Here is a 24,693-nt window from a genome sequence, read left to right as displayed (position 1 = left end):
ATGATAGACAATTAAAATTAAGGAGTGAAATTAATGGCTATTGATGTATATCTTAATTTTAACGGAAACACTCGTGAAGTCATTGAGTATTACGCAGAAGTTTTTGGACTAGACAAGCCACAAATCATGACCTTTGGAGATACACCACCAGACCCATCCTTTCCTCTTCCCGAGGAAGCCAAAAATTTAGTTATGCATGCACGCCTTAGCATTTCTGGAAGTACAGTTATGTTCTCCGATGTTTTCCCAGGAATGCCTTTCGTTGCTGGAAACAACATTAGCCTTTCCTTAGTTAGCAAGGATATTGATGAAGTGAAGTCAGCCTTTCATAAGTTGAAAGAAGGCGGCAAAGTGGGTATGGAGCTGCAAGAAACTTTCTGGAGCAAATAAATTTATGTAAGCTTTTATAAAGCAAAGAAAAAACCTTACCCAGTAGGGGCAAGGCTATTTTGTATTTCATAAATTTTGATCAATATCTGTTTGGTTTCCTTCCCATGTCCATAGGCTTTCACGGCTTGGCGATAGTCGCTCCACAGTCCTGCAATAATTGGATTCATTTTGACTTACCTCCCAATGTTTTGCACTTACCGCAATAGCATTGAAAGAGAACAGCGGTGACTAGCTTATAAGGACTTAGCCAATGATCTTTACCATACGGGCAAGTGAAGAGATACTTCTCTTTCAATCCCTGCAACACGCCTTTTCTAAAGTTGAACGGCTCTTGTTGAGTCAGTTTATGACGCTTGACGATTGATTCAAATTCTCTGACCAGATTGGCATGACGGTTCAAGTAGAAACAATGCTTGCATTTTGTTTCCTTGTTTACAAAGTTGTTTGGAGTAATCATGATTTCATGTCCATTGTTGCACTTTCCTTTGATCTTTTTGGAACTGGAATGGTATGCACCGATCAATACATATCCCGTCTTTTCCAAGCGATCACATAACTTGTCAACCGCTTGGGAATGCTTGAGACTAGACATGTCAACTGAATTCAAAAGTTTGATTCCTCTATAATGCTGCATCTATTTTTTACCCCCGTATTTTGGTTTTGTGTTTTCGTCAAGTTCTTCCAATACCACCCAATCCTCTGGTTTGTATTCGATTAACCCGCGTAGTAATTTATCTTTAAAATATGAGTCCGTGATGTGGTCAAAAGCTGTCATTGTTGTGCACCTCCTGCTGTGGTACTGGCAAGTGCTTCTCTGGTGGGTGCAGTCCAAGAATGGGGTCACCGATCGGCTTTGACTGGAAATTAATGTACTTTGATTTGTCACCTTCGTATTCCCGTTCTTTAAACTTGATTGGTGTATGTGGCAAGCCCGCTTCAAGGGACTTTTTCATTAGCTTATAATCGGCAATGCGTCTTTTCATTTCGTCAGGTACAGGGGCAGTTACTTGGATTGGCTCCCTGTCACCGATATACCAACGAATGGAATCGTATTCAGCTTCTGACAAATACTTTTGCATACGTTGCTTTGCTCTGGAAATTGAGCGTGAAATGTGACCTTTGGTTGTCTTTTCATCGACCGCGATTTCTTCCACAGTGAACCCGCCAGAATAATGAAGCCCAAGAACCTTGTATTGATGTTGATACTTGGTAAACATTTTATCGATCTTGGCGAGTAGTACAGGATCGATCAGTTGCGTTCCTTCCTGTTGATTGCTTCGTTTGTATGTCATGAAATCTGTCAGCGGGTTCGTGGGGTATCCCTTCTCATCAAATACGGTGACGTTTGACACTTCATTGATGCGTGGGTCTCTCAGGGCTTCCGCTCGTGCATTTTCGATTTCGCGGTGAATTTGGTTTAGTGATTTCTGGTAACTCTTCAACGCCTTACCTTCCCCGATTTTCGTGCATGTCTTTGTCATTGTCATTGTCCTGTTCTCCTCTTTGTCTGTGTGTTTTGTCCCGTTATTCACCAAAGGAATTTGCCGCAAGATTTTCACAGTCAACTCGATATGAATTTTTAAAACTGGGCTACACAGGTATAAGGATCAAAAAGAGAGCAAACTCCCAAATGAACAAATAGGTAATAATTGACAACGAAAAAGCCCTCTCCGCAATGGGAAAGGGCTGTATATTTATGCATTTGAATGTATATGACCAGAATTTCACGATACTGAACAAAGACTTTTCCCCGCGTTACAAAAATGTGCAGGGCTGTATCCCGCTCTGGGCAAAGGATTGGGGCAATGGTTTACAGAAAGCACACAAAGTAAGAACTATTCTTGCCAAAGCTCTATATAGGGCTGTCTGTCCCTCTGTATAGTCTCTCTATATATTCTAATATTCTTTAAAAGTATATTTACTTTATGTAAATCCCTATATAAAAGGGTCTCAATCCTTTGCCCAGAGCGGGACGCAGCGATTACATTTTGGATCACAAAACAGGAAACTCCAAGAGAGAGAATGTAACAGAATCTTTTTTCAGCTTTTTGCCCCAATCCTGCCCAAACTGGGTAACCTTCTGGTTAATAGCACAAGGATGAACTTGTCATTCCCCTTGTCTCCAATCTTTGTGTTATGTCTTACGCTCGGGGTGTACAGATTCGCTGTCCCCCATCCTTTTTTAAACAATGATTCAACCAATAAAACAAAACGAGAGAAGGTCAAAATTATGTACAGAACTAGTGCAGTATGCAAAATCAATAATTACAGTGTCAGCATTTTGAATAAAGCAGATCGCGAGTACGTTGGACAATTCTTTGCAGATCATCCCAACATTGATACAAAAGATTTCCTAAGACGGGCAATCTCATTGCCATTCGAGAACAGCGGGAACAGGAATTTCAGGTACTCGTTAACAAGCTAAACACCCACCAACGTATGTATGGCGGGCAAGAGGTTTAGAATTGCTCTCAGCTAACAGGACATCACTTCTGGGTGTCTTGTAGGGTGTGGAGTAATTCCCACCAAATCCAATCATAGAAAGGGGAGAAAAATCACCTCCTTATAGCAGGTTGGTTGTTTTCCTCGTGACTATCGGTTGTCGTCCTCGTTGGGACAGAATGAACGCAATGGTTGTCTTCGTCTTAGTTGGTCGACTGACTTGCCTGAGTAGCAAGCCGATGAACTGCCAAGCCCCCCATGAGGATGGTATTTCTTTTCAGTCGGTACGATTGATCTTGAGATGTGGAGTCAGCAGGATATGCAGGTTTTAAGTGGATGCATTGATGTTGGTTTCTGATACAGGTCTCTGTTTCGAATTTCTTTACACGCCAGTTCTTCTGGCACTAGACCTTCCTCGCCCCTCAGTCGGTGAAGTTCGTTCGCTTTTCGATTACGTGGCTAGTACGATAACTAGACATGGTTAAACGGGTTCCCATGTTTCAGCAAAACTCGTTGATGGTTTAGCATCGTTCCCATCCCTTTGACAAAACGGTGTAGGCGGTTTCTGGTTCAGTTCCCGCAAGAATGAAATAACTGAGCAAAAAGTGTTTAGCCCTTGCCATCGGGTGGTAAGGGTTATTTCACATTTTACCCCATGCATTGAACGTCCCTTGAAGAGGTTTCCCGCATCGAAGCCACCCCAATCGGACAAGGGACGTTCACTGGATCGGGTAAAGTTGCCTACCTTCGCGGGTGGGCTTTTTGCCGTTCCATCTGGTTCTTGGCGTTCAACTGGGCGGTTGACGTTCCAAGGGCTATTTAACAGCGAACACATACAGGGTGAGAGTCCTGAACAATAATCCCAATTTCTGGAGGTAAGCACATTGAACGAAAAAGCACTTGTTGAAAAACGCAATGATCTGATCGATCAGATGGAACGAATTGTAAACACGGCTAAGTACGAGAAACGCAATATGTCCGCTATCGATCAAAAACGCATTGAAGATAACCGCAAGGAAATCGCATCCATTGACGAACAACTAGACGCAGAAAAACGATACCGCGAAGGAGATATGACAAAAATGATTCCATTGAATGAGAAGCAAGAACTAGAGCAACGCAAACTGGATGAAACGGCATTTCTTGAACTAGTCAAGAAAAACAAAGCAGACGCGGTTGAGGGTCGTGCCTTGACAGCGGGTAGTAATGGCGTGGTAATCCCCTTGTCCATCGCTCAACGTGTTGTTGAAGTGGCAAAACAAGTATCTCCAATTGTGGCAAAAGCTACGATCTGGAATGTATCTGGTGATCTGCAACTTCCTGCTTACGATTACACTGCACACGTATTTGAGTACGTGACAGAAGGTACGCCAGTAGCTGACACGGGCGGTCAATTCACTGGGCCGAAATTGCAAAACTTCATTATCGGTTCTTTGACAAAGGTGTCCAACTCCTTGATCAATCGTGCTGACATTGACGTTGTGTCCGTGATCATTCGTCAAATCGGTCTATCCCTTGCATTGTTCCTAGAGAAGGAATTGATTCAAGAGGTTGGCACGAAGCTGAAAGGCTTGAAGAGTGGCGTTACTGTATCGGCAACTTCCACAAACGGCACAACGGCTGTGATCGATGCCAAGAACGTGACTGACTTGATTGGTCTTCAAATGAAAGTTCCACAAGTTCACCAAGCTAAATGTGAATGGTTAATGTCCCCACAAGTATGGACTGCGATCCGTTCATTGACTGGTGCATCTGGTCAGCTTCTGATCAATGGTGACGATAGCGGTATTGCTGAGGATGGCGGTCTTCGCTTGTTCGGTAAGCCTGTTATGTTGTCCGAGCAAATGCCTGCAACATTGGCTGTCGGTGCCCGTGGCGTGTACTACGGTGACTTCTCTGGTCTTGACGTTAAATTGACAACTGGTGTACAGGTTCAAGTTATGAAAGAAGCTTATGCGGCTTCCTACCAAACTGGTATCGTGACTTTCCAAGAACTTGACAGCGTTGTTGGTGATCCGTCCAAGTTTGCTGTGCTTGTTGGTAAGTAATCAACACAGGGTCACTCTTCTGGGGTGGCTCTTTATTTTCTAAAAGGAGTAGACACATGCAAGTAAAATTTCTACGAACTATTATTACAAACTTCGGCAAATTCGATGCAAAATCTGTCCATGATCTGACAGACAAACAGGTCAATGATCTTGTACGACTCAATCCCAATGATATTGAGTTAAGAGCAAAAGCAAGTCGGTGACTCCTGATGTTAATTAGTCAAGTCACTGTCAACGATCTGAAAACATATGCGAACGTCTACCACAACATTGATAATTCCCTGTTCCAAGCTATTTTGATGGGTGTAAAGTCATTCCTCTCTAGCTACACGGGCAAGAAAATCGATGAACTAGACGCGTTCGAAGACTTGACCATTGCATTATTTATTCTCTCCAATGAGATGTATGATAATCGTATGGTACAAGTTGAACATGACAAGGTTGGTTTCGTGATCAAGAATTTACTTGATTCACATTCGATCAACTTGCTATAAATAGGGGTCATCCTTCGGGGTGGTCCTTTTATTTTTACCAAAACAATTTTAGTCATGCAGAAGGAGCAATTAAAAATGATAGCAAAATTAGAAGGGTATCACGGAAACGCAAGACTAACAGACGAACAAGTCAGAGAAATTTATATACGCACTCATAGGGGTGAAATGAATACCAAGCTTGCATATGAGTTCGGGATCACTCAGGGACACGTTAGTAATATTGCAAGACGCAAGACACGCAAGAATGCAATGGCTTGGGATTGGAATGGTGCGGGGCAATGATTAACTATTACGATATACATGATCGGGATCAAGAAGACGAACATGAGCATGAGCATGAACAGTACGATGATGCAGAAGGAATAAATACAGGATGGTAGGGGCGTGTGTGGTCATTGCTTGGCTTATAACGATGGTGTCCCTGCTGACATGTATCGCTATGGACTGGGACGATAGGTTGCATAGACAGGCTATATGTAAGGCAGTAGATAAGGTACTACGTGATAGGTCGTAGGTCATAGGTGGCATAAGTGGTATGTTGATTGTGTATGATAGATGTTGTATCAATCATTGAGCATCACATTGAACATGTGTGGTACAGGGTGGGCATGGTATTGTTCATCATCTTTCAAGGACACGAGACAGTATATGTAAGGTGTTGGTGACAATCGTTTCATTCATCGTGCAAAGGGCTTGGCAATAGTTGTTCAGTGATGTCAAATCATTGGTCATATTTGCCAAGCCCTTTTTGTATACCCCCCGCGGGTCTGGATCGAAAAAAGTCGTTTTTCCCCGCTACCGCACATTCTACTAAGCTCTGAATAAACTCCCTAAATTCACTCTTACACTTCACCGCAATAAAGGATATGGGCAAAAAAAACCGCCCTTTGGGTGGAGCGGTTGTTGAACTATCGTTCACCGTTAGCGTAATGAACTATCGAATGCCTGATGCGTGAATATAGTGTTAGAAGATGCGTGCCGCTTATTCAAAAGGAATACATTAGATTTCTATCTTTAATTATAGTGCAGATTGCCTTTTCATTTTTTTACACAGTCTGGCTTAATTAATTCATGCCTATGAATGGACAAATAAAATAGCAAAGTTTTTACCTTTATACTCTTTAAAAAAGCTATCTATATATTCTATCCACTTTTTTCTGGGCTCAATGTTGTCTGGATGTTGCTTAAAACCGTTATTAAAATCTAAAATTGGTTTGTATCCATAGTCCCTCTCAGAATGCCAAATACCATCTGGAGTAACTACAGAATATGGTAATACTTCATTTATTAAATCATATCCTTTTTTAACGCCATCAATCCGAAAGCCGTCCCAACGCCGTTGTTCATTAAACGTGGTAATCCAGTAGTATAATCCATTCTCTATTCCATCATCATTTTTATGATTTTTTAGGTGTTCTTCAAAATCAAATAAATTACTAAATCCTTTTCGTTTTGCAATTTCTAAAGTTTCTTTTTCAGAAAAGAACTTTTTGTACGGCTCAACTTCTAACTCGGAATAGTAATTAATAATATGATTTTTTACAAATGTATAAACCGAATTATCATCTAAGAACAAATTATCAGGCAAAACAACATAGCATATGCTTTTCACACCTATCACCACCACCAATGAGTCCACTTATAAGAGATAGTTTAGCTAATTTCAAGTTTAAACGCCTCCCCTAAGCTTTATCCATATGTTACCACATATTGTAACTAAACTGCCCGTTAGTTCAACGCCAACCCTGTGATCTAAAACTTTATTTTCATTGAACAGAGGTTACTGTATTTTTCGAGTAACTGAAAATCACTGGTAACGGCTGTAACCCGCACTGGACAAGGGATTGACTACTCTGACCCAAGTTACTCCATTTTGCCCAATTATATGATATGATTCCGCGGAACGCTTGCTGTATAAGGCTTCACACTACCGTGATATTGTTTCATTACATGATCAATTGTGTAACATTGTCATGGTGTCATTTTTATAGGTGATAACAAAAAAAACCGCATTATAGAACCGCGGTTTCTTAATAATGTAAATTTGCCGAATAGCCACTCGTAGCATGATTAACACTTACTTTACTATTAGCCACACTGTTATTGCAATTGTTAATACAGTTATTAACACACCAAAAAAAAGCGGAACATTTTTTTCTGTGGAAGTAAATGACTTATATTTTTCGCTTCTCATACCTTTTCCGAGAGCAATCCATTCTGCTGAGTAAATTTGGGAACTTAAATTCTTTTCTAAACGCAAGATAACGTCAAATTTAGCTTTGTTAAGCTTCCCATAATTATCAATTAAATTTCTCCATGAATTACAAAGAAGTAATCCAATTACGGAAAATCCATATAATAAGCCTAATGAATTACCATTTAATGCACCTGTAGTGACCAATAGAGAAGCAATGGCGAGTAAACTACCTATTACTGTAATAAAGAAGGCATTTGTAGTTTGTCTTCGTAGTATTAACTGCTCTGATGATTGGATCATTATTTTATACAGATCCATAACATCATTAGAATCAGATGAAAAACAAGTTTCAAATTCTTCTTTCATATTATAAATTAATATTAATTTTGAGATTGAATCTGAGTTGTCAGTATTATTAAGTTCAATGATTTCTTTTCTGGCTTCATGTGCCTTTTCAATTTCCCATTGAACATTTTCGGATTCCCTACTATATAATGGATTGAAAATAATAACAGCTTCTGATTGATATATTGCTTTTTCAGCTTTTTCTTTCCATTGCTCCATACGATAACTATATAAAAAAATCGGTTCTATTTGCAAATGAAATTCCTTTGAGATTTGTTTTATTATTTTCTTCGCTTTTTGGTTGTCTTGGAATCTATGAATAACAAATAGTTTCATCACTTTATGTTCTCCTTAACGGCCCCCAGCTATCAATTTTTTGAGGTTATCCCATGTCCATTTATAGACCTTATCGGATGCTGACGCAGATAAAGGTTTAGTACATTGCTTATCCGAATAAGCTGCCAAAAGAAAATACGGCTTTCCTTTTTCTTTAGCAATCGTTAATTCAGCAGATACCCCCTCTGCCGTATGTGTTTTCGTACCACATAAAACAACAACTAAATCAACATTATCCATACGACGACGAACTTTATCTTTCCAATCACCAGTCAAATGTGCCTTTACAGAGTTATCTTTGAATTCAAAAGGGCTGTCTAGATGGTCAGATTGTCCTGCTAGCATATGCTTAGTACCACCATCATTATCAATATCGAAACTTATAAAGATCCTTTTCTTTATCACCAGAATACTTCCCCCTTCAGTTACGATCTTCGTAAAATTCCATTCTTAAACTATTCGCCAAATGAGTGAACAATCCTGCCCTTTTCGTAATATGAAAAAGACACAAGGATTTTACGCCTGTGTCAGTTCATCAACCACGCTCAACTCATGCGGGATTATGGGCTTAACCTTCGATGATTCGCGATTGTCCCATCTGGTGACCTGTTTGATAATGGACGGGAATCTTACATGGAAATGGGAACAAAAAAAAGAACCTTTGTCAACTTTCAACAAAGGCTCTGTTCTTATTTGGGGGCAATCATTAACTCAACTACTTCTCCGTTAATTCTTTGATAATGAACCCGTTCGATAATAAGTTTCAGCAGACGGTTGACCTCTTTGGTATCCGTGGACTTGCGTACCTTGTCCAATATTGTGAACCTGTCTTTCATCTGGGTACTTATAGAATCGACATTCATTTGACTCATCTGTTCTTTAACTTCTGCGATAGAGATATCAAGAACGGCAATCTTACCGTCAAAGTCGGCTTTGTCTGCAAGATACTCTTCCCGCGTTATGTCACCGTCTAGGAAGGCTACTCTGGCATTCTTCGAGCGGTTGGTGTACTTTGCCTTGTTCGTTTCCAAGTCGGCTAATTTGCTGTCCAGATCGTCTGTATTGGTGTTCAGTGTACCGTTCAGAACCATGTCCCATTGTTCCTGCCAGTACTGTTCAACCTTCTTCAATTCGTTGTAAAACTTTTCTGCTAGTGTGGGTTCAACGATCCCCTTGTTTCCACATTCGCACCGTTTGACAACCAGAACATTGGGACGCTTGGCACTCGATGTATAGCCTGTCTTTCTATCGCACACATTACAGAATACAAGGTCTTTCAGTATCGTTCTGACTTGTCCTCTTGAGCGTGTTCTGGTCTCCATATCACCGCTTAAACGAGATTTAACTGCAAGCTGTACTCTATTCCACTGTTCAATCGTTACAAGGGCAGGAAACGCGTCTGGTACTTCGATCAATTCGGACGGTTGCTTGGTGTACTTGTCTTTAAGCTGTAACATCAATGCTCCCGTGTATGACTTGTTGTTGAGAATATGCTGAATTGTTCTAATATACCATTCCTTGCCGTTGATCGTTGATACGCCACGTTGGTTCAATTCGATTGTAATATCTCGGAGTGAATGACCTTTGTCGGCAAGATCAAAGATAAGCTTGGCATGATCCGCGTCCCCGTTCGGTACAAGGGTTCTGGTCTTCCTCTTGATAGGATCGTCCCAGACCGCGTCATATCCGTACGGTGCTTGTGCAGAGACATATTGACCTGACTTAGCTTTAGTGATTAGACCGTTTCTCATACGGTTGTCAGTTGTCTTCAATTCGTTGACACCCATTGCTGACATCATATCAAACATTAGTCTATGGGTACTGTCCCTGAGATTGTAAATCATCGTAGGGGTTATGATCTTCACGTCATGTTGTTCAAGGGTGTCCGCGATCATTTGAGAATACTGTCCCGATCTTGCAAGTCTTTGCAATTCAACGACCACGACCCCAAAGTATAAACCTTGTTTAACGTCGGCAAGCATTCTTAGTAATTCCGTGCGATCCTCAAACTTGGTTGCCCCTGACAGGATTTCTTCATACTCGGTGTAGTGGTAGTCATTACGTTCACATAACTGTCTGGTCTGTGTTCTATGGTTGGCTAGTGTTGTATCATTATCCCCATCGGTACGGGACTTTCTATTGAAGATTGCAACGGCTTGTTTCAATGTGTTACCTCCTATGAAAACTCTGTAAAGCTAGTATATCATAGGAGCTTACATAAGTGAACATGGTGGAGCAAATGCTACGGCAGCCTAGAAGACAAATTCGGAATTCAATGGCAGTTTAACTATGACAATGGTGAATCGGTTTATTAATTAATCATTTCACAATACAAAAAGGATATTCAATCTTTCTTTCTCAAGAAAGGATTGGATAGCCTTTTTTTTACTTAGACTACACCTTCGTTTACAATATGGGAGAAACCAATTTCGAGATGGACTCCAGAAAGCGAATCCGTAAGGAACGCTTATCATATTCCTCCAACGTCAACTCCATACAGCCCTCCATATCCTTCCAGAACGTGTTTTCCAACTTCTTCGCCGTCTCTGCATGATACATCAAGGCGTTCGTCTCGAAATTAAGCCGAAGGCTGCGAATATCGAAGTTGGCCGTCCCAACTGAGGCAACCTGCCCATCGACGACGATCGTTTTCGCATGAAGAAAGCCTTGATCATATAAGTAGCACTTCACGCCTGCTCGCAGCAATTCTCCTACATAATACAAGGAAGCCCAATGAACAAACAAATGATCTGCTTTCTCAGGGATCATGATTCTAACGTCAATGCCCGATAGAGCAGCAATACGCAGCGCATTCAACATGCTTTCTTCAGGGATAAAATATGGAGTCTGTAGGAGGATTCTACTCTTCGCCATATGAATCATTTTTAGGAATGTATACACGAAATGCGGCCAGGCTTCATTGGGTCCACTTGCCACAATTTGCATGGGTACGTTTTCCAGGCTATTGGCTTCCATATTTTCAGGAAAATACTCCGCCTCAACTTCCATCTGCTGCACAGATGCTAAGTTCCAGTCCAGAATAAATCTCGACTGCAAAGCACGAACAACGCTTCCGGTCAAACGAAGGTGCGTATCTCGCCAGTAACCAAATCGCGGATCTAAACCCAGATATTCATTACCGACATTGAATCCACCCATGTACCCAATCAGGCCATCAATAATAACTAGTTTACGATGATTGCGATAATTTACCCGATAGTTCAGAAACGGAATGCGCGATGGGAAAAATGCGGCTTTTTGTCCGCCTGCCTTTAGGAAATCTCGAAAAAAGGACTCTTTCAGTGACCTTGAGCCAATATCGTCATATAAGAATTTCACTTGGACACCCTGCTCCGCTTTCCTCGTCAGAGCTTCCATGACCTTGTGACCCAACGAATCATTCTTAACGATATAATACTGCATATGTATATGGGACTCAGCGGCTTCAATTTTCTTCAGTAAATCACTAAATTTAGCCACACCGTCTGTGAAAATATGTACACCATTATCTTGCGTGAGGAACGCATCATTCGTTGCGACATTCAGATAAATCAAATCTCGATATTGACTTACCATCGGATCAATATAAGGCAGCGTCCCGTCAATTAGCTGTTCCCGCTGCTCTGAAATGACGGTTTGCACTCTTTCCAGCATACGGCGGTTCCATTTATACAGCTTTCTGCGGCTCAAATTTTGTCCAAGCATCACATAGAGCAGGAAACCGAGAATCGGAATGAATAAAAGCACCATGAGCCATGACCATGTTGCCGCCACGTTTCGACGTTCTAAGAACACAACCGTTATGGCTAGTAAAATATTAATCACAAAGACGACAGTTAGTACATGCGATATCCAATCCATAACACCACTCCAAACCATTTATATCAACTCATCGCTATTATACCTGAATTTCGACAAATTAGGAAAAGACCCCCTATTCACAAGGTGAATAAGAGGTCATTAACAAGCTACCCTTTATGCTATTTTCTTAATTAGGCACAGTTTTCTCAAATAATAAACGCCGCCTACTTTAATGACATCATCCGAATAAGCTTCAATCAATGAACCTGCGTCTTCCAATTCGCCATCAAACCACACCTCTACAGGTGTTTGAAATAACATGCAGTGGTACATATCTGCATCAGTTAAACATACCTCAGTCCGGCTCATTCTGAACAACTGCCTCTCCTAAAAAAATTTCACCCGGTAATGTCTTTATCGACATTATCAAGGATAAAATGAAGAGGAACTAGACAGAAGAGACTGGAGGCAAAGTGCCTCCAGTCTCCTTTTAAGCGTTGTTAATAACCATTTCTTTATAAAGTGCGATATACTGCTGGGCTGACTTTTTCCAGCTGAAATCGCCTCTTTTCATATTTTGCTGAATTTTCAGCCATGCCTCTCTATCATTCTTGTAGAAAAACACAGCACGGCGAATGATATGCAGCATGTCATGCGCATTATAGTTGCTAAATGTGAATCCGGTACCCTCACCCGTGAACTCATTATAAGGCTGCACGGTATCTTTCAGTCCGCCAGTTTCTCTAACAATGGGTACAGATCGATAACGTAGTGCTATCAACTGCCCAATCCCACAAGGCTCGAACTGTGACGGCATCAAGAATAAGTCAGATGCGGCATAGATTTGATGTGCAAGAGATTCATCGAAGTAGATTTGAGCAGATACCTTATGTGGATGCGTTTGAGCCGCATATCGGAACATTTGCTCATACCCATAGTCGCCAGTACCGAGAACAACAAGTTGAATGTCCAAAGCGAGAATCTCTGAAATGACATGCTGGATAAGATCAAGCCCTTTTTGCTGTACCAGGCGAGTGACCCAACGCAATCATCGGTACATCACCATTCACAGGCAGACCCAAGCGCTCCTGCAGAGCTAGCTTATTTTGCTGCTTCTTCTGTAAAGAATCTCGATAATTCACAACCAAATGCGAATCGGTCATTGGATCGAACACGTCATAATCGATGCCATTCACGATGCCCGTTAACTGATCTTTGCGATGACGCAGCAGGCTGTCCAAAAATTCACCATAAAAGGGAGTTTGAATTTCCTCCGCATAGGTTTGACTTACCGTTGTTATCCGATCCGAATAGAGGAGTCCGCCTTTGAGGAAGCTTGCGCCACCATGCAATTCAAGCGAAGTTCCTGTGAAATGATCATCTGATAAACCGAACAAATCTTTTAACAGGGATTGATCAAACACACCTTGGTATTTCAAGTTATGAACGGTAGACATCGTCTTCATCTCGCTATAGAAAGGGAGGTGTTGATAATGCGCCTTCAGCAGCACAGGAATCATACCCGTTTGCCAATCATGGCAATGAATCACATCCGGCTGGAAATCAAGTAACGGGAGCGCCTCAATAACCCCTCTGCAGAAGAACCCAAAACGCTCCGCCTCGTCACCATAACCATAAATGCCTGGACGCTTGAAATAATACTCATTATCCACGAAGTAAAAGGTAACTCCCTCATGCTGAAGCATCTCTATCCCGATGTATTGCTTCCTCCAGCCGATGTACACATCAGATGTGATTACCTTCGTCATTGCTTCCCGATAAACTGCAGGGATATCGCCGTACTTAGGTAAAATAACGCGTACATCCAGTCCTTGACGAGTAAGCTCCTTAGGTAACGAGCCAATTACGTCAGCTAGACCGCCTGTTTTAATAAAAGGTACAGCCTCAGATGCTGCAAATAATACTTTCATCTTCCTACTCCTCCAATGGATGTTTGAAAAGCCACCTTTTGCAAAACGAAGCTTATTCAGAATGATTGGTCGGTGTCGAAGCTCGAACAAATGCCAGGAACTTAGGTAATCGTTCAAGCTTCTAGGCTTCTGAAAGCTGACTTTTCAAATTTATTTGATCTAGATCACTTTCGTTTTCGCAGCAATGAATGGCGCTTTGTTATCCCCCGTTAAGACACGTCCACGACTAATGAAGACATCCTTATCCAGAATTGCGTTCTCAATGATAACATTCTCCTCAATCTCACAGTTTTGGAGAATGATGCTGTTCTTCACGTACGCGCCTTTCCGGATCTTCACACCACGGAACAGGATACTGTTTTCCACTTTACCTTCGATGATGCAGCCGTTTGCGATGAGCGCATTTTTAGCAGCTGCGGTATCCAAGTACTTCGCAGGCGGTTCATCTTTAACCTTCGTGTAAATCAGGTTTTTCTGGAAGAAAAGTTCTCTCCAGATGGATGGATTAAGCAGCTGCATACTGTGCTTGTAGTAACCTTGAATTGAATTCACAATCCCTACATGGCCTTCAAATTTGTAGCCATACACACTAAGCTTATCAATGTTTTTCATAATGCCATCACGAACCAAATGATCGTAACCTTGCGCTAAGCAAGATTCAACCATATCCAGCAGCAGCGCTTTGCTCATGATGTACATTTCCATTGAGATGTTGTTTGTACGCAATCTTCCTGTGTGATCCTCCATGAGAGTCACTTGCCCGCTATCCTTGACCGCTAACCGACGGAATTTCCCTTGAATATCCTCATCTGTTTGCTTATAGATAACCGTAATGTCTGCTTGTGTATCCTCATGATAACGCACAGCGTCACGCAGATCGAGGTTGCATACCATGTGGCTTCGTGAAATAATGACAAGCTCTTCTTTACCACGATAGAAATAATCTCTATGGCTATAGAACTGGTATAAATCACCACGTGAAATGCCTGTTGGTTCATTGAGCACAGATGGGAGCACGAACAAGCCGCCCCGCTTTCGGTCCAAATCCCATTCTTTCCCAGAACCCAGATGATCCATGAGCGAACGATATTTGTGTTGAGTGAATACAGCAACATTATCAATGTCGGAATTCACCATATTTGACAATGTAAAATCAATTAATCGATAACGACCGCCGAACGGCACAGATGCAGGGCAACGAAAGTAGGTCAGTTCCTCCAAATCATCCGGTTCATTCACTAAATTAATGACACCCATCACATGTTTCACTCGACATCATCCCTTCTGATTGGCACTCCCTGATATCCGTTCATTGCCACCAATAAGTACAATTTCCCCTTTGCCATCTACCACAGCACCGTCTTCAACAACCGTGTTTTCGCCGATAATCGCTTTGTTGATCGTTACGTTATTCCCAATTTTGGCATTAGGCATAATGACGGAGTCGCGAATCTGGCTTCCTTCGCCAACCTGTACACCGAAGAACAATACCGAATGATCGACATCTCCGAATATCGCGCAGCCTTCATTCACGAGTGAACGCTTAATATTCGCAGTTGGCGCCACATACTGAGCCGGCTGGTATGGATTTTGGGAGTATACCCGCCAGTCCTTATCATTTAAATTAAGCTCATTATTATCGTCCAACAGGTCCATGTTTGCTTCCCACAGACTATCGATCGTACCTACATCTTTCCAGTAGCCTTCAAAAGGATAAGCGAACATTCTCGCCTCATCTTTCAGCATCATTGGAATAATATCCTTACCAAAATCTTTGCTGGAGTTAGGATTTTCTTCATCCTCGAGCAAATAAGATTTCAATACGCTCCAATTAAAAATATAAATACCCATCGAAGCCAAGTTACTGTTCGCTTCTTTCGGTTTTTCTGCAAATTCAGTTATTTCTTGTTTGTCATTGACGCTCATGATACCGAATCGGTTCGTTTCCTCCCATTTAACTTCAATGACAGCAATCGATGCGTCGGCCTTCTTTTCTTTGTGGTAAGACAGCATTAGATCATAGTCCATTTTGTAGATGTGATCACCCGAGATGACCAAAACATATTCGGGATCATATTGCTCAATAAAGCCGATATTGCGATAAATGGCATTCGCTGTTCCTTTATACCAATCCCCGCCTTTTTGTTCCATGAACGGCGGCAAAACCGTCACACCGCCATATTTGCGGTCAAGGTCCCACGAACTTCCAATCCCAATGTAAGTATTGAGTACGAGAGGTTGATACTGGGTTAGGACACCAACAGTGTCAATCCCTGAATTCGTACAATTGCTGAGGGTAAAATCAATGATACGATACTTCCCGCCAAAATGAACGGCTGGCTTGGCTAAATTGTTCGTCAGAACGCCTAATCTTCGTCCTTCTCCTCCAGCGAGGAGCATGGCAACACATTCTTTACTGCGCATATCTGATTTCCCCCTTCAACTTCGTCAATCACAGTTTGGAATTCACTCACACATTTTATATAAACAGCCGCAAGCGGCGGAATACACAACGCTAAACTATTAGGTTGCCCATGCAGTGATCGCTTTTCACTGGATATAGGCTCGGAGTTACCTTGACCAGAACCGCCAAACTCGGGTGCATCGCTGTTAAATACGACTTCGTACACGCCATGCCTCGGAACGCCAATTCGATAATCCGGGTGCACCACAGGGGTGAAATTACAAACGAGAATCAAGTCATCCTCAGGCAATTTCCCTTTGCGCATAAAGGTCACAACGCTTTGGCTCTCGTCATGAGGGTTGATCCACTCAAACCCCTCCTGATGATGATCCAACTGCCACAACGCCGGTTGGTCCAAATAAAATTGATTAAGTGCCTTGACATAATGATGCATTTGACTATGTTTTTCGTATCCTTCAAGCAAAAACCAATCGAGTTCTTCAAGATCTTTCCATTCGTCGAATTGCCCGAATTCACTGCCCATAAACAGCAGCTTTTTACCAGGGTGACCCGTCATATACCCATATAGAACTCGCAGATTAGCAAATTTCTGCCAATAATCGCCTGGCATCTTATGAAGGAGTGAGCGTTTGCCATGCACCACTTCGTCGTGGGAAAGCGGGAGTACATAATTTTCACTAAAGGCATACATGAATGAGAACGTGATCAGCTTGTGATGATACTTGCGGTTAATAGGATCTAATTTCATATACCGCAGCATATCGTTCATCCAACCCATGTTCCACTTATAATTAAATCCGAGTCCTCCATCATGGACAGGCGCAGTAACGAGCGGCCAATCAGTAGAATCCTCAGCCATCATCAGCGCATCAGGGTAGAAGGAGAAGATGGCCTGATTCAGCTTGCGCAGGAATGCGATCGCTTCGGGATTGTCATCCCCACCCCATTGATTCTTGATTGGTTCCTCGCTCCATCTGCCAAAATTCAAATGCAGCATGGAAGCCACAGCATCCACTCGAATACCATCAATATGATACATGTCCATCCAAAATACAGCATTTGAGATTAAGAAGCTTTGAACCTCCGGTCGGCCAAAATCGAAAGTAAGAGTACCCCACTCCTGTTTCTCGGCTTTGCGAGGGTCCTGGTATTCATACAGCGGCTTCCCATCAAACTGCCTGAGTCCATGACTGTCCTTAACGAAATGACCAGGAACCCAGTCCATAATGACCCCAATACCCTTCTGATGGCATCGGTCAACGAAATGCATGAATTCCTTAGGAGAACCATGACGGCTAGTTACGGAGAAGTAGCCTGTTGCTTGATAACCCCAAGAACGGTCAAACGGATGCTCAGCCAGCGGCATTAATTCAATGTGTGTATACCCCATTTCAACTGCGTAATCGACTAGCTCTTCAGCAAGCTGATCATAGGTATACAAGTCTTCACTATGTCGGTCCTTTTTACGCCACGTACCCAGATGAACCTCATAAATAGATAGTGGCTTATTGTAGGCGGGGCTTTCCTTTTTCTGCTGCTGCCATGCCTGATCCTTCCATTCATAACCTTCTAGGTCAACAACACGCGATGCTGTACCCGGACGTAATTCCGAATAAAAGGCATACGGGTCTGCTTTCAACAAAATCTGGCCCGTCTCGCTATGAATTTCAAATTTGTAATAATCGCCTTCACTTGCTTCTGGCACGAACAATATCCATAAGCCAAGTGTACTGAACTTCTCTAAACGATGTGTCCCAGATTGCCAACTGTTGAAATCACCAAGCAAGTAAACCTGTTTGGCATGAGGTGCCCATACGGCAAAACGAACCCCCTCTTGCCCTTTTGTTTTGCTTACATGCGCCCCTAAGATGCGATAACTGTGGTAAAGGGATCCTTCATGAAGCAGAAACAAATCTTCTGAGCTAGGTATACCAACATTTGCCCCCACGTTATCCCTCCTTATATCAACCTGATTTCGTCAAAACTGGATTTTACTTATAATCGCCTTACGTTACAAATACAACAAACAGCCAAAGAATCCTTCATTTTTACCTTAAAAAAAAAAGGAAATTACTCAACCCTTGGTGAATTAATTGAGGGACATTATATCGAGAGGTGGAACACAAATAATGAAAGATAAAGTAAAGGGACTTATCGTTGGTCTAACGATCGGTTCCGTATTAAGCGGGACAGTAGCATTTGCAGCAAACAGTCAAATTGAAGTAGCATTCCGAAGTCTTAAGTATATGTTTGACGGTGTTGAGAAAACACCTGCCGAAGCTAAAGGATTTATTTATGAAGGCTCTACCTATGTACCCCTTAGATTTGTAAGTGAAGCACTAGGGAAAAAGGTCGAGTGGGACGAAGAAAATGAAACCATTTGGATCGGCAACAATCCTAAGCAAGTGGTTGCAACTTACAAAGGTGGAACTGTGACCAAGGGTGAATTTGATACCTTCTTTGCTTTGCAAGCGCTCTTCAATGGAGGCCATACTGAGTCTAAAGATGAGCCAGATTATCAAGAAAAGGTGATCAAACAGCTAATTCAAAACCGAATTCTTTTCGGTAGAGCATCTGAGGCTGACCAGAACGCTGCCAAAGATGATGCTGTTAAACAAATCGCTGCTTGGAAAAGCCAATTTGGCGAAGTGAAGTTCCTTGACGATTTGAAAAAGGCGAACACGACAGTAACGGATCTTCAGTACTTTCTGGTAGGCAGCATCGGTGCACAAAATTACATCAAGTCCAGTATTTCCGATGCCCAGTTAAAAGCCAAATATGATGAAACACTCAAAGTAGATAAAGATGCTTATACCATTGCCTCCGTGCGTCACATTTTGATTGGATTGAATGACCCATCAAGCTCGGAGGACAAAGCTCTTCGTACGAAAGAGGAAGCACTCCAGCGAGCAAAAGAAGTTCAGCAGAAGCTTAAGAACGGTGAAGATTTCGCCAAACTAGCCAAAGAATTCTCAGATGACCCAGGCTCCAAAGATGCAGGCGGTCTTTATGCGGATGCCGATGTAAGTTTATGGGTGCCTGAGTTTAAGAAAGCAGCTATCGAGCAGACGATCGGAACGATCGGTGATCCCATCGCGACCGATTTCGGTTATCACGTTATTAAAGTAGAAGCCAGATCCGTTAAATCCTTTGATTCTGTGAAAGAACAGCTGAAAGCTTCGCTTGAACAACAGCAATTTCAACAATTTGCAGAAAAAGAACTGGATGGTTTGATTGAAAAGATCGATTTAGGTAAATAAATGGTGTACAATGGATGTTTGTTAAAGTATACAAGTTGAAGGATGGATTGCAGCATGTTTTATGCAAAAGATTGGGTTGATTATGAGCTCCTCGATACAGGCGGCGGCGAAAAGCTCGAGCGTTGGGGTACGATCGTCCTGAGAAGACCAGACCCACAAATCATTTGGCCGTTACAAAAAGAAACGCCGTCATGGCGTCAAGCTGATGCTCACTATCACCGCAGCTCCAGTGGCGGCGGACAATGGGAGCAGCACGCTGAGCTTCCTGAGAGATGGACGATTAACTATGACCAGAAATTGTCCTTCTATATCAAGCCGACCAGCTTCAAGCATACGGGCTTATTCCCTGAGCAAGCAATCAACTGGAAATGGATGATGGACAAAATCCAAGGAGCTGGACGTCCAATCAAAGTATTGAACCTGTTTGCTTATACTGGTGGAGCTTCACTGGCTTGCGCTTACGCAGGTGCCGAAGTTTGCCATGTGGATGCCTCCAAAGGTGTCGTTCAATGGGCTAAGGAAAATCTGCATCTGAGCGGCCTGGGCAGCCGTCCTGTTCGATTTATCACGGATGACGTATTCAAATTCGTACAAAGAGAACAGCGCCGCGGAAGCAAATACGATGCGATTATCATGGATCCTCCTTCCTACGGACGCGGACCCAACGGTGAGACTTGGAAATTAGAAGATGACCTCTTCCCTTTCATTGAAACCTGCCAATCGATTCTGACGGACAATCCGTTGTTCCTGTTGATCAACTCTTATACAACGGGTATCTCGGCCACTGTGCTCCAGAACATCTTAAGCATGGCGATGAAAGCCAAGCATGGCGGCACGATCTCCAGTGGCGAAATCGGCCTGCCGATCACCCACTCCGGCTTGATGCTCCCTTGCGGCATTCTGGGACGCTGGGAGGCGTAACGGTGGCAGCATCTAGAGATGGCTCGGGAGCATCACAAATTCCGATACTGTTCGAAGACAACCACATTCTTGTGGTTGAGAAGCCCGTCAATATGCCTACGCAGGAAGACGATTCACGCGATCCTGATCTGCTTAATGTGCTGAAGGCAGATCTGAAGCACCGCCATAACAAGCCCGGCAATGTGTACCTCGGGCTTGTACACCGGCTTGATCGTCCCGTTGGCGGCGTGATGGTATTCGCCAAAACGTCAAAAGCCGCGTCCCGACTATCTGACGCGGTAAGAACGAGGCAGCTCGACAAGACGTACGTCGCTGTCGTGCATGGCAAGCCGCCACAGCCGTCCGCTACGCTGCGCCACTTTCTTTGGAAGGACACGCTGACGAATACCGTCAGCGTGGTCAGAGAAGGCCAGCAGGACGCCAAGGAGGCTGTGCTGGACTATAAGCTGCTCGGCAGCCAAGACGGGCTCAGCTTGATCCAGATCAAGCTGCATACCGGGCGGCCGCATCAAATCCGCGTGCAGCTAGCAGCCATCGGCTGCATGCTCTACGGCGACCAGCGCTACGGCAGCGCGGTCAACAAACCCGGCCAGCAGCTTGCGCTGTGGGCCACGGCTCTTGCCTTTGAGCATCCAACGCTCAAAGAGACGCTGCGCTTTCGGTCGCTGCCGCCAATGCAGCGGCCCTGGAGCGAATTTACACTCCCTGAGTTGTAAATTCGCCTCAACCCTTTGGGTCGCTATTAATTGGCGACCTTCCCAAGCAAATAAATAAGCAATTTCTGATTATGGGCGGAAACGCGGCTCAGGTACGAATCCAAAAGTTGTTCCCGGATTCTCATACCTCTTTCGCATTCCGCCTTTCCTTTTTCCGTGACGTTGACCCAAACGATACGGCGGTCCTTCTCATCCCGCTCCCTTGCGATCAATTCACTTTTCTCCATCCGATCTAACAGTGTTGTCACAGCTGCAGGCGTTGTGGATAAATATTCGATTAAATCAGAAGGCTTCATCCGTTCATTCGTCATAAGCAGCTCTAACACATTAAGCTGTCCTTCGGTAATGGTAGGTGCTAATCCTACCTCCATCTGGTTTTTCAATTCCTTAGACAATTTCAACCATAGCTTCCCAAATTCATCGGAATACATCCTCATCAACTCGCTTCCAACATCTCCTAAGGCAAGTATAGCATGCCTTTTCTTCGGTTTAAAGGTTAATGCCATTAATATTTTCAGACAAAAGCTGCACCGTTTGAGACATGCTGTGGCTTGCTGTCGATCCCTCAATTACTTTGTCCGATTAACAAGAAATTGCCCAAGCTTCTCGACTTCTTTTAACACCTCGCCAACTTCTTACATATACTGTGATGCAGGTATGCACTGTTTTTACTAACGAAAACAATTACTATGGCTTCGTAAGTCTCACAATAAGTCTATCTTACGATGCTAGTTTTCTTAAGAAAACTCAAAGGAGTGGTTTAAGGTGGAAGCTTGGAAAATAGAGCTTGGTAAGAAGGCACTGGAAGCTGGCATAATGAAAGACCCACAGTGGCTGGATCGATTAGACGAACCGATGCCCCTGTGGGTCCTATTAGAGTTAGCTTTTATGCTCATTGAGAAGCTGGATCCACCTACAATCAGCTATGATTGAGGGAATCTCAAAATCTCTACGATCGCATCTGTTTTGGAAACAGGTATAAGTTGTTTACCTTGTGCTTTACGATCCTCCAGAGGTGCTGTCTCTGTTGAGAAACGCAGCTTCTCCCCATTACTCATGACAGCCGTAATGAGATAATCCATTTTCACAATAAATGTGCGTATTAAGGCTGAGCCATTAGGTCTCACACGCTTGCCTTCTTTAAATTCGAAGGTAAGTATGCCCTTTCCGCCGCGTCCTTGGATGGGATAGTCCACAACTAGGGAACGCTTCGCATACCCGAGGTCTGAGATGACCAACACTTCTCCCTCATCCCCATAAATCCACTCGGCCGAGACGACTTCATCGTCTTCCTTGAGCTGGATGCCGCGCACACCCGCGGCCCCACGGCCCATCGGGTTCACTTCCTCCTCACGGAAACGGATACTCATGCCCTGCTTCGTAACAAGCAATATTTCTTTCGTATTGTCACTTAGGTGTACATGAAGGACTTCGTCATTCTCGCCGAGCTTACAAGCAACGATTCCGTTTGAGCGGTTCGTCATATATTCTTTCAGCTCTGTTCGCTTCACTTGTCCTTTGCGTGTGACAAACACAAGCGACTTAGTTGGATCCTCAAAGCCCTTCACCGGAATAACGTTTACAATGCGATCTTCTTTGGCAATAGGAATGACATTCACAATCGCGGTGCCATTCTCTTTCCACTTATACTCCGGCACTTGATGGACAGGCAGTAAGTAATATTGCCCCTTCTTCGTGAAGATCAACAAGCTTTCGATCGTATTCACGTCGAGCAGGAAGCGCAAGTAATCGCCATCCTTCAGTCCTGTATTCTCGAGTTCTCCGCCTGATCGTGTGAACGAAAGCTTGCTCGTCCGTTTCAAGTAACCTTCATTGGACAACGTAACAAAGACGTCTTCCGCGTTCACCAGCACCTCAAGATTAACCTTTAGTTCCTCTACTTCACCTTGGATATCCGAACGGCGGTCGATACCATACTTCTTACGGATTTCGCCCATTTCATCTTTAATTACACCTAACAGCTTCTTCAAGCTGCCAAGAATTCCACGTAAATAAGCAATCGTTTTCTCTACATCTTTCAACTCTTTATCAAGCGTTGTGATTTCCAAATTCGTTAATCGGTATAATTGCAAAACAAGAATAGCATCTGCTTGACGCTCTGAGAATCCAAACTTCTCAACAAGGTTGTTTTGCGCATCTTGCCGATTCTTAGAAGCTTTAATCGTTGCGATAACTTCGTCCAGTATGTTAAGGGCTTTGACAAGTCCCTCTAATACATGTGCACGGTCTTCGGCTTTCTCAAGCTCATATTGGGAACGGAACGTAACAACTTCCTTCTGATGCCCAATGTAAGCTTCAAGAATTTCACGAATACCCAATTGACGAGGCGCTTTATTCACAATCGCAACCATATTGAAATTGTAGGTTACTTGCAAGTCCGTCTTCTTCAGTAAGTAAGCCAAAATACCCTTGGCATCGGCTTCTTTCTTAAGCTCCACGACAATTCGCAACCCATTACGACCGCTTTCATCGCGCACTTCGGCAATTCCTTCGATTTTCTTCTCAAGCCGAATGTTCTCCATGGCTGTAACCAGACGAGATTTGACAACTTGATAAGGGATCTCCGTGATTACAATTTGTTGTCTGCCGCCGCGCATATCTTCTATCGCTGTTTTGGAACGTATGTAAATACGGCCTTTCCCTGTGCGATAAGCTTCGCGAATACCTTCTTCACCCATAATAATGCCGGAAGTCGGAAAATCCGGCCCTTTGACGATCGTCATCAATTCTTCAACTGTGATATCAGGCTTGTCAATCATGGCTGTGCAGGCATCAATGATTTCACGTAAATTATGCGGTGGAATTTCTGTTGCGAACCCAGCCGAAATCCCGCTGACACCATTCACGAGTAAGTTCGGATACCGCGCAGGGAGCACAACGGGTTCCTTCGTGGAATTATCAAAATTATCCTTGAACATGACTGTACGTTTCTCAATATCACGTAGAAGTTCCATCGCGATCTCAGAAAGTCTAGCCTCTGTGTAACGCATTGCTGCCGGCGGATCATCATCCAGTGATCCCCAGTTACCATGGCCATCCACGAGTGTGTGGCCCATCTTCCACGGCTGCGCCATACGAACCATACCATCATAAATGGAGGCATCTCCGTGCGGATGATAATTCCCCATGACATCACCGACGGTTTTGGCCGATTTGCGATAAGGCTTATCAGGAGTATTGCCCGAGTCGTACATTGCATACAAGACACGTCGTTGTACTGGCTTCAAACCATCTCTTACATCTGGAATCGCGCGATCCTGAATAATATATTTAGAATAACGCCCGAAACGATCGCCAACGATCTCCTCCAGAAAGGCAGGTAAAAACTCTTCTAATATGTTCAACGTTCATTCACCACTCTTTTTG

The 24,693-nt window shown here is 43.3% G+C and carries 22 protein-coding genes and 3 pseudogenes; 9 read left to right on the top strand and 16 right to left on the bottom strand.

All coding sequences use genetic code 11. The features are described from left to right. Positions 1 to 33: 33 nt before the first annotated feature. Positions 34 to 387 (top strand): annotated as a pseudogene (locus QFZ80_RS10970) (VOC family protein); the annotation flags it as partial. A 38-nt stretch (positions 388 to 425) separates the two neighbouring features. On the opposite strand, the gene QFZ80_RS10965 reads toward QFZ80_RS10970, so the two are convergent. The 4 genes from QFZ80_RS10965 to QFZ80_RS10950 are packed head-to-tail and all read right to left on the bottom strand — an operon-like array spanning position 426 to position 1,877. Next, positions 426 to 557, bottom strand: a complete 132-nt coding sequence (locus QFZ80_RS10965; protein WP_307558830.1) for a hypothetical protein — start codon at positions 555 to 557, stop codon at positions 426 to 428. Then, a complete protein-coding gene (locus tag QFZ80_RS10960) occupies positions 554 to 1,024 on the bottom strand; it encodes a hypothetical protein (protein WP_307558828.1) in 471 nt (156 codons plus the stop codon). The genes QFZ80_RS10965 and QFZ80_RS10960 overlap by 4 nt, the downstream gene beginning before the upstream one ends. Continuing rightward, positions 1,025 to 1,165: a hypothetical protein gene (locus QFZ80_RS10955; RefSeq protein WP_307558825.1), complete on the bottom strand. Its 141-nt coding sequence runs from the start codon at positions 1,163 to 1,165 to the stop codon at positions 1,025 to 1,027. Beyond that, positions 1,152 to 1,877 carry an RNA polymerase sigma factor gene (locus QFZ80_RS10950; RefSeq protein ID WP_307558823.1) on the bottom strand — a complete coding sequence of 242 codons (726 nt, stop codon included), beginning with the start codon at positions 1,875 to 1,877 and terminating at the stop codon, positions 1,152 to 1,154. Before QFZ80_RS10950 ends, QFZ80_RS10955 begins: the two co-directional genes overlap by 14 nt. Before the next feature lie 1,839 nt (positions 1,878 to 3,716). Between QFZ80_RS10950 and QFZ80_RS10945 the strand changes: the two genes are divergently transcribed. The 3 genes from QFZ80_RS10945 (at position 3,717) to QFZ80_RS10935 (ending at position 5,656) form a co-directional block, all read left to right on the top strand. Then, a complete protein-coding gene (locus tag QFZ80_RS10945) occupies positions 3,717 to 4,880 on the top strand; it encodes a phage major capsid protein (protein WP_307558820.1) in 1,164 nt (387 codons plus the stop codon). Between the two features lie 209 nt (positions 4,881 to 5,089). Continuing rightward, the gene (locus QFZ80_RS10940) at positions 5,090 to 5,374 is read left to right on the top strand and encodes a head-tail connector protein (RefSeq protein WP_307558818.1); all 285 of its coding nucleotides are present in this window, start codon (positions 5,090 to 5,092) and stop codon (positions 5,372 to 5,374) included. A gap of 75 nt (positions 5,375 to 5,449) precedes the next feature. Further along, on the top strand, positions 5,450 to 5,656 hold the full coding sequence (locus QFZ80_RS10935; RefSeq protein ID WP_307558816.1) for a hypothetical protein: 207 nt from the start codon (positions 5,450 to 5,452) through the stop codon (positions 5,654 to 5,656). Positions 5,657 to 6,449: 793 nt separating this feature from the next. Here QFZ80_RS10935 and QFZ80_RS10930 read toward each other — a convergent pair. The 4 genes from QFZ80_RS10930 to QFZ80_RS10915 form a co-directional block, all read right to left on the bottom strand. After that, positions 6,450 to 7,001: a hypothetical protein gene (locus tag QFZ80_RS10930; RefSeq protein ID WP_307558813.1), complete on the bottom strand. Its 552-nt coding sequence runs from the start codon at positions 6,999 to 7,001 to the stop codon at positions 6,450 to 6,452. Between the two features lie 450 nt (positions 7,002 to 7,451). Further along, complete coding sequence (locus QFZ80_RS10925) at positions 7,452 to 8,252, bottom strand: RipA family octameric membrane protein (RefSeq protein ID WP_483874742.1); 801 nt, start codon at positions 8,250 to 8,252, stop codon at positions 7,452 to 7,454. A gap of 15 nt (positions 8,253 to 8,267) precedes the next feature. Beyond that, on the bottom strand, positions 8,268 to 8,657 hold the full coding sequence (locus QFZ80_RS10920) for a TIR domain-containing protein (RefSeq protein ID WP_307558810.1): 390 nt from the start codon (positions 8,655 to 8,657) through the stop codon (positions 8,268 to 8,270). Positions 8,658 to 8,941: 284 nt separating this feature from the next. Beyond that, positions 8,942 to 10,417 carry a recombinase family protein gene (locus QFZ80_RS10915; RefSeq protein WP_307558808.1) on the bottom strand — a complete coding sequence of 492 codons (1,476 nt, stop codon included), beginning with the start codon at positions 10,415 to 10,417 and terminating at the stop codon, positions 8,942 to 8,944. Positions 10,418 to 10,477: 60 nt separating this feature from the next. On the opposite strand from QFZ80_RS10915, the pseudogene QFZ80_RS38935 reads away from it, so the two are divergent. Continuing rightward, positions 10,478 to 10,567, top strand: a pseudogene (locus tag QFZ80_RS38935) (VOC family protein); the annotation flags it as partial. Between the two features lie 91 nt (positions 10,568 to 10,658). Here the strand turns inward: QFZ80_RS38935 and cls are convergent. From cls to glgB, 6 genes and pseudogenes are all read right to left on the bottom strand, one after another. Beyond that, complete coding sequence (gene cls, locus QFZ80_RS10910; protein ID WP_307546757.1) at positions 10,659 to 12,113, bottom strand: cardiolipin synthase; 1,455 nt, start codon at positions 12,111 to 12,113, stop codon at positions 10,659 to 10,661. Between the two features lie 114 nt (positions 12,114 to 12,227). Next, entirely contained in the window at positions 12,228 to 12,422 is a 195-nt protein-coding gene (locus tag QFZ80_RS10905) for a hypothetical protein (protein ID WP_171692658.1), read from the bottom strand. A 121-nt stretch (positions 12,423 to 12,543) separates the two neighbouring features. Continuing rightward, positions 12,544 to 13,984 (bottom strand): annotated as a pseudogene (gene glgA / locus QFZ80_RS10900) (glycogen synthase GlgA). Positions 13,985 to 14,143: 159 nt separating this feature from the next. Further along, the gene (gene glgD / locus QFZ80_RS10895; RefSeq protein WP_307546761.1) at positions 14,144 to 15,253 is read right to left on the bottom strand and encodes a glucose-1-phosphate adenylyltransferase subunit GlgD; all 1,110 of its coding nucleotides are present in this window, start codon (positions 15,251 to 15,253) and stop codon (positions 14,144 to 14,146) included. 6 nt (positions 15,254 to 15,259) lie between these two features. Then, positions 15,260 to 16,408 carry a glucose-1-phosphate adenylyltransferase gene (locus QFZ80_RS10890; RefSeq protein ID WP_307546764.1) on the bottom strand — a complete coding sequence of 383 codons (1,149 nt, stop codon included), beginning with the start codon at positions 16,406 to 16,408 and terminating at the stop codon, positions 15,260 to 15,262. Beyond that, entirely contained in the window at positions 16,351 to 18,357 is a 2,007-nt protein-coding gene (gene glgB, locus QFZ80_RS10885; RefSeq protein WP_307546766.1) for a 1,4-alpha-glucan branching protein GlgB, read from the bottom strand. The genes QFZ80_RS10890 and glgB overlap by 58 nt, the downstream gene beginning before the upstream one ends. 181 nt (positions 18,358 to 18,538) lie before the next feature. On the opposite strand from glgB, the gene QFZ80_RS10880 reads away from it, so the two are divergent. From QFZ80_RS10880 to QFZ80_RS10870, 3 genes are read left to right on the top strand one after another with little or no spacing between them, the layout of a single operon-like run. After that, on the top strand, positions 18,539 to 19,669 hold the full coding sequence (locus QFZ80_RS10880) for a peptidylprolyl isomerase (protein ID WP_307558806.1): 1,131 nt from the start codon (positions 18,539 to 18,541) through the stop codon (positions 19,667 to 19,669). Between the two features lie 54 nt (positions 19,670 to 19,723). Beyond that, entirely contained in the window at positions 19,724 to 20,590 is an 867-nt protein-coding gene (locus QFZ80_RS10875) for a class I SAM-dependent methyltransferase (RefSeq protein ID WP_307546771.1), read from the top strand. A gap of 2 nt (positions 20,591 to 20,592) precedes the next feature. Then, complete coding sequence (locus QFZ80_RS10870; protein WP_307546773.1) at positions 20,593 to 21,306, top strand: RluA family pseudouridine synthase; 714 nt, start codon at positions 20,593 to 20,595, stop codon at positions 21,304 to 21,306. Between the two features lie 26 nt (positions 21,307 to 21,332). On the opposite strand, the gene QFZ80_RS10865 is transcribed toward QFZ80_RS10870, so the two are convergent. Beyond that, entirely contained in the window at positions 21,333 to 21,737 is a 405-nt protein-coding gene (locus tag QFZ80_RS10865; RefSeq protein WP_057301854.1) for a MarR family winged helix-turn-helix transcriptional regulator, read from the bottom strand. Positions 21,738 to 22,071: 334 nt separating this feature from the next. Between QFZ80_RS10865 and QFZ80_RS10860 the strand changes: the two genes are divergently transcribed. Beyond that, positions 22,072 to 22,239 (top strand): hypothetical protein, encoded by a 168-nt coding sequence (locus QFZ80_RS10860; RefSeq protein WP_154669521.1) that lies wholly within the window; start codon positions 22,072 to 22,074, stop codon positions 22,237 to 22,239. On the opposite strand, the gene gyrA is transcribed toward QFZ80_RS10860, so the two are convergent. Further along, on the bottom strand, positions 22,230 to 24,671 hold the full coding sequence (gene gyrA / locus QFZ80_RS10855; RefSeq protein WP_307546776.1) for a DNA gyrase subunit A: 2,442 nt from the start codon (positions 24,669 to 24,671) through the stop codon (positions 22,230 to 22,232). The two genes, QFZ80_RS10860 and gyrA, sit on opposite strands and share 10 nt — an antisense overlap. Positions 24,672 to 24,693: the final 22 nt, after the last annotated feature.

It is taken from the genome of Paenibacillus sp. V4I7, assembly GCF_030817275.1.
In the GTDB taxonomy this organism is placed as follows: domain Bacteria; phylum Bacillota; class Bacilli; order Paenibacillales; family NBRC-103111; genus Paenibacillus_E.
The sequence above is the reverse complement of the archived record's forward strand: the minus strand, read 5'-3'. Positions and strand labels throughout refer to the sequence as shown.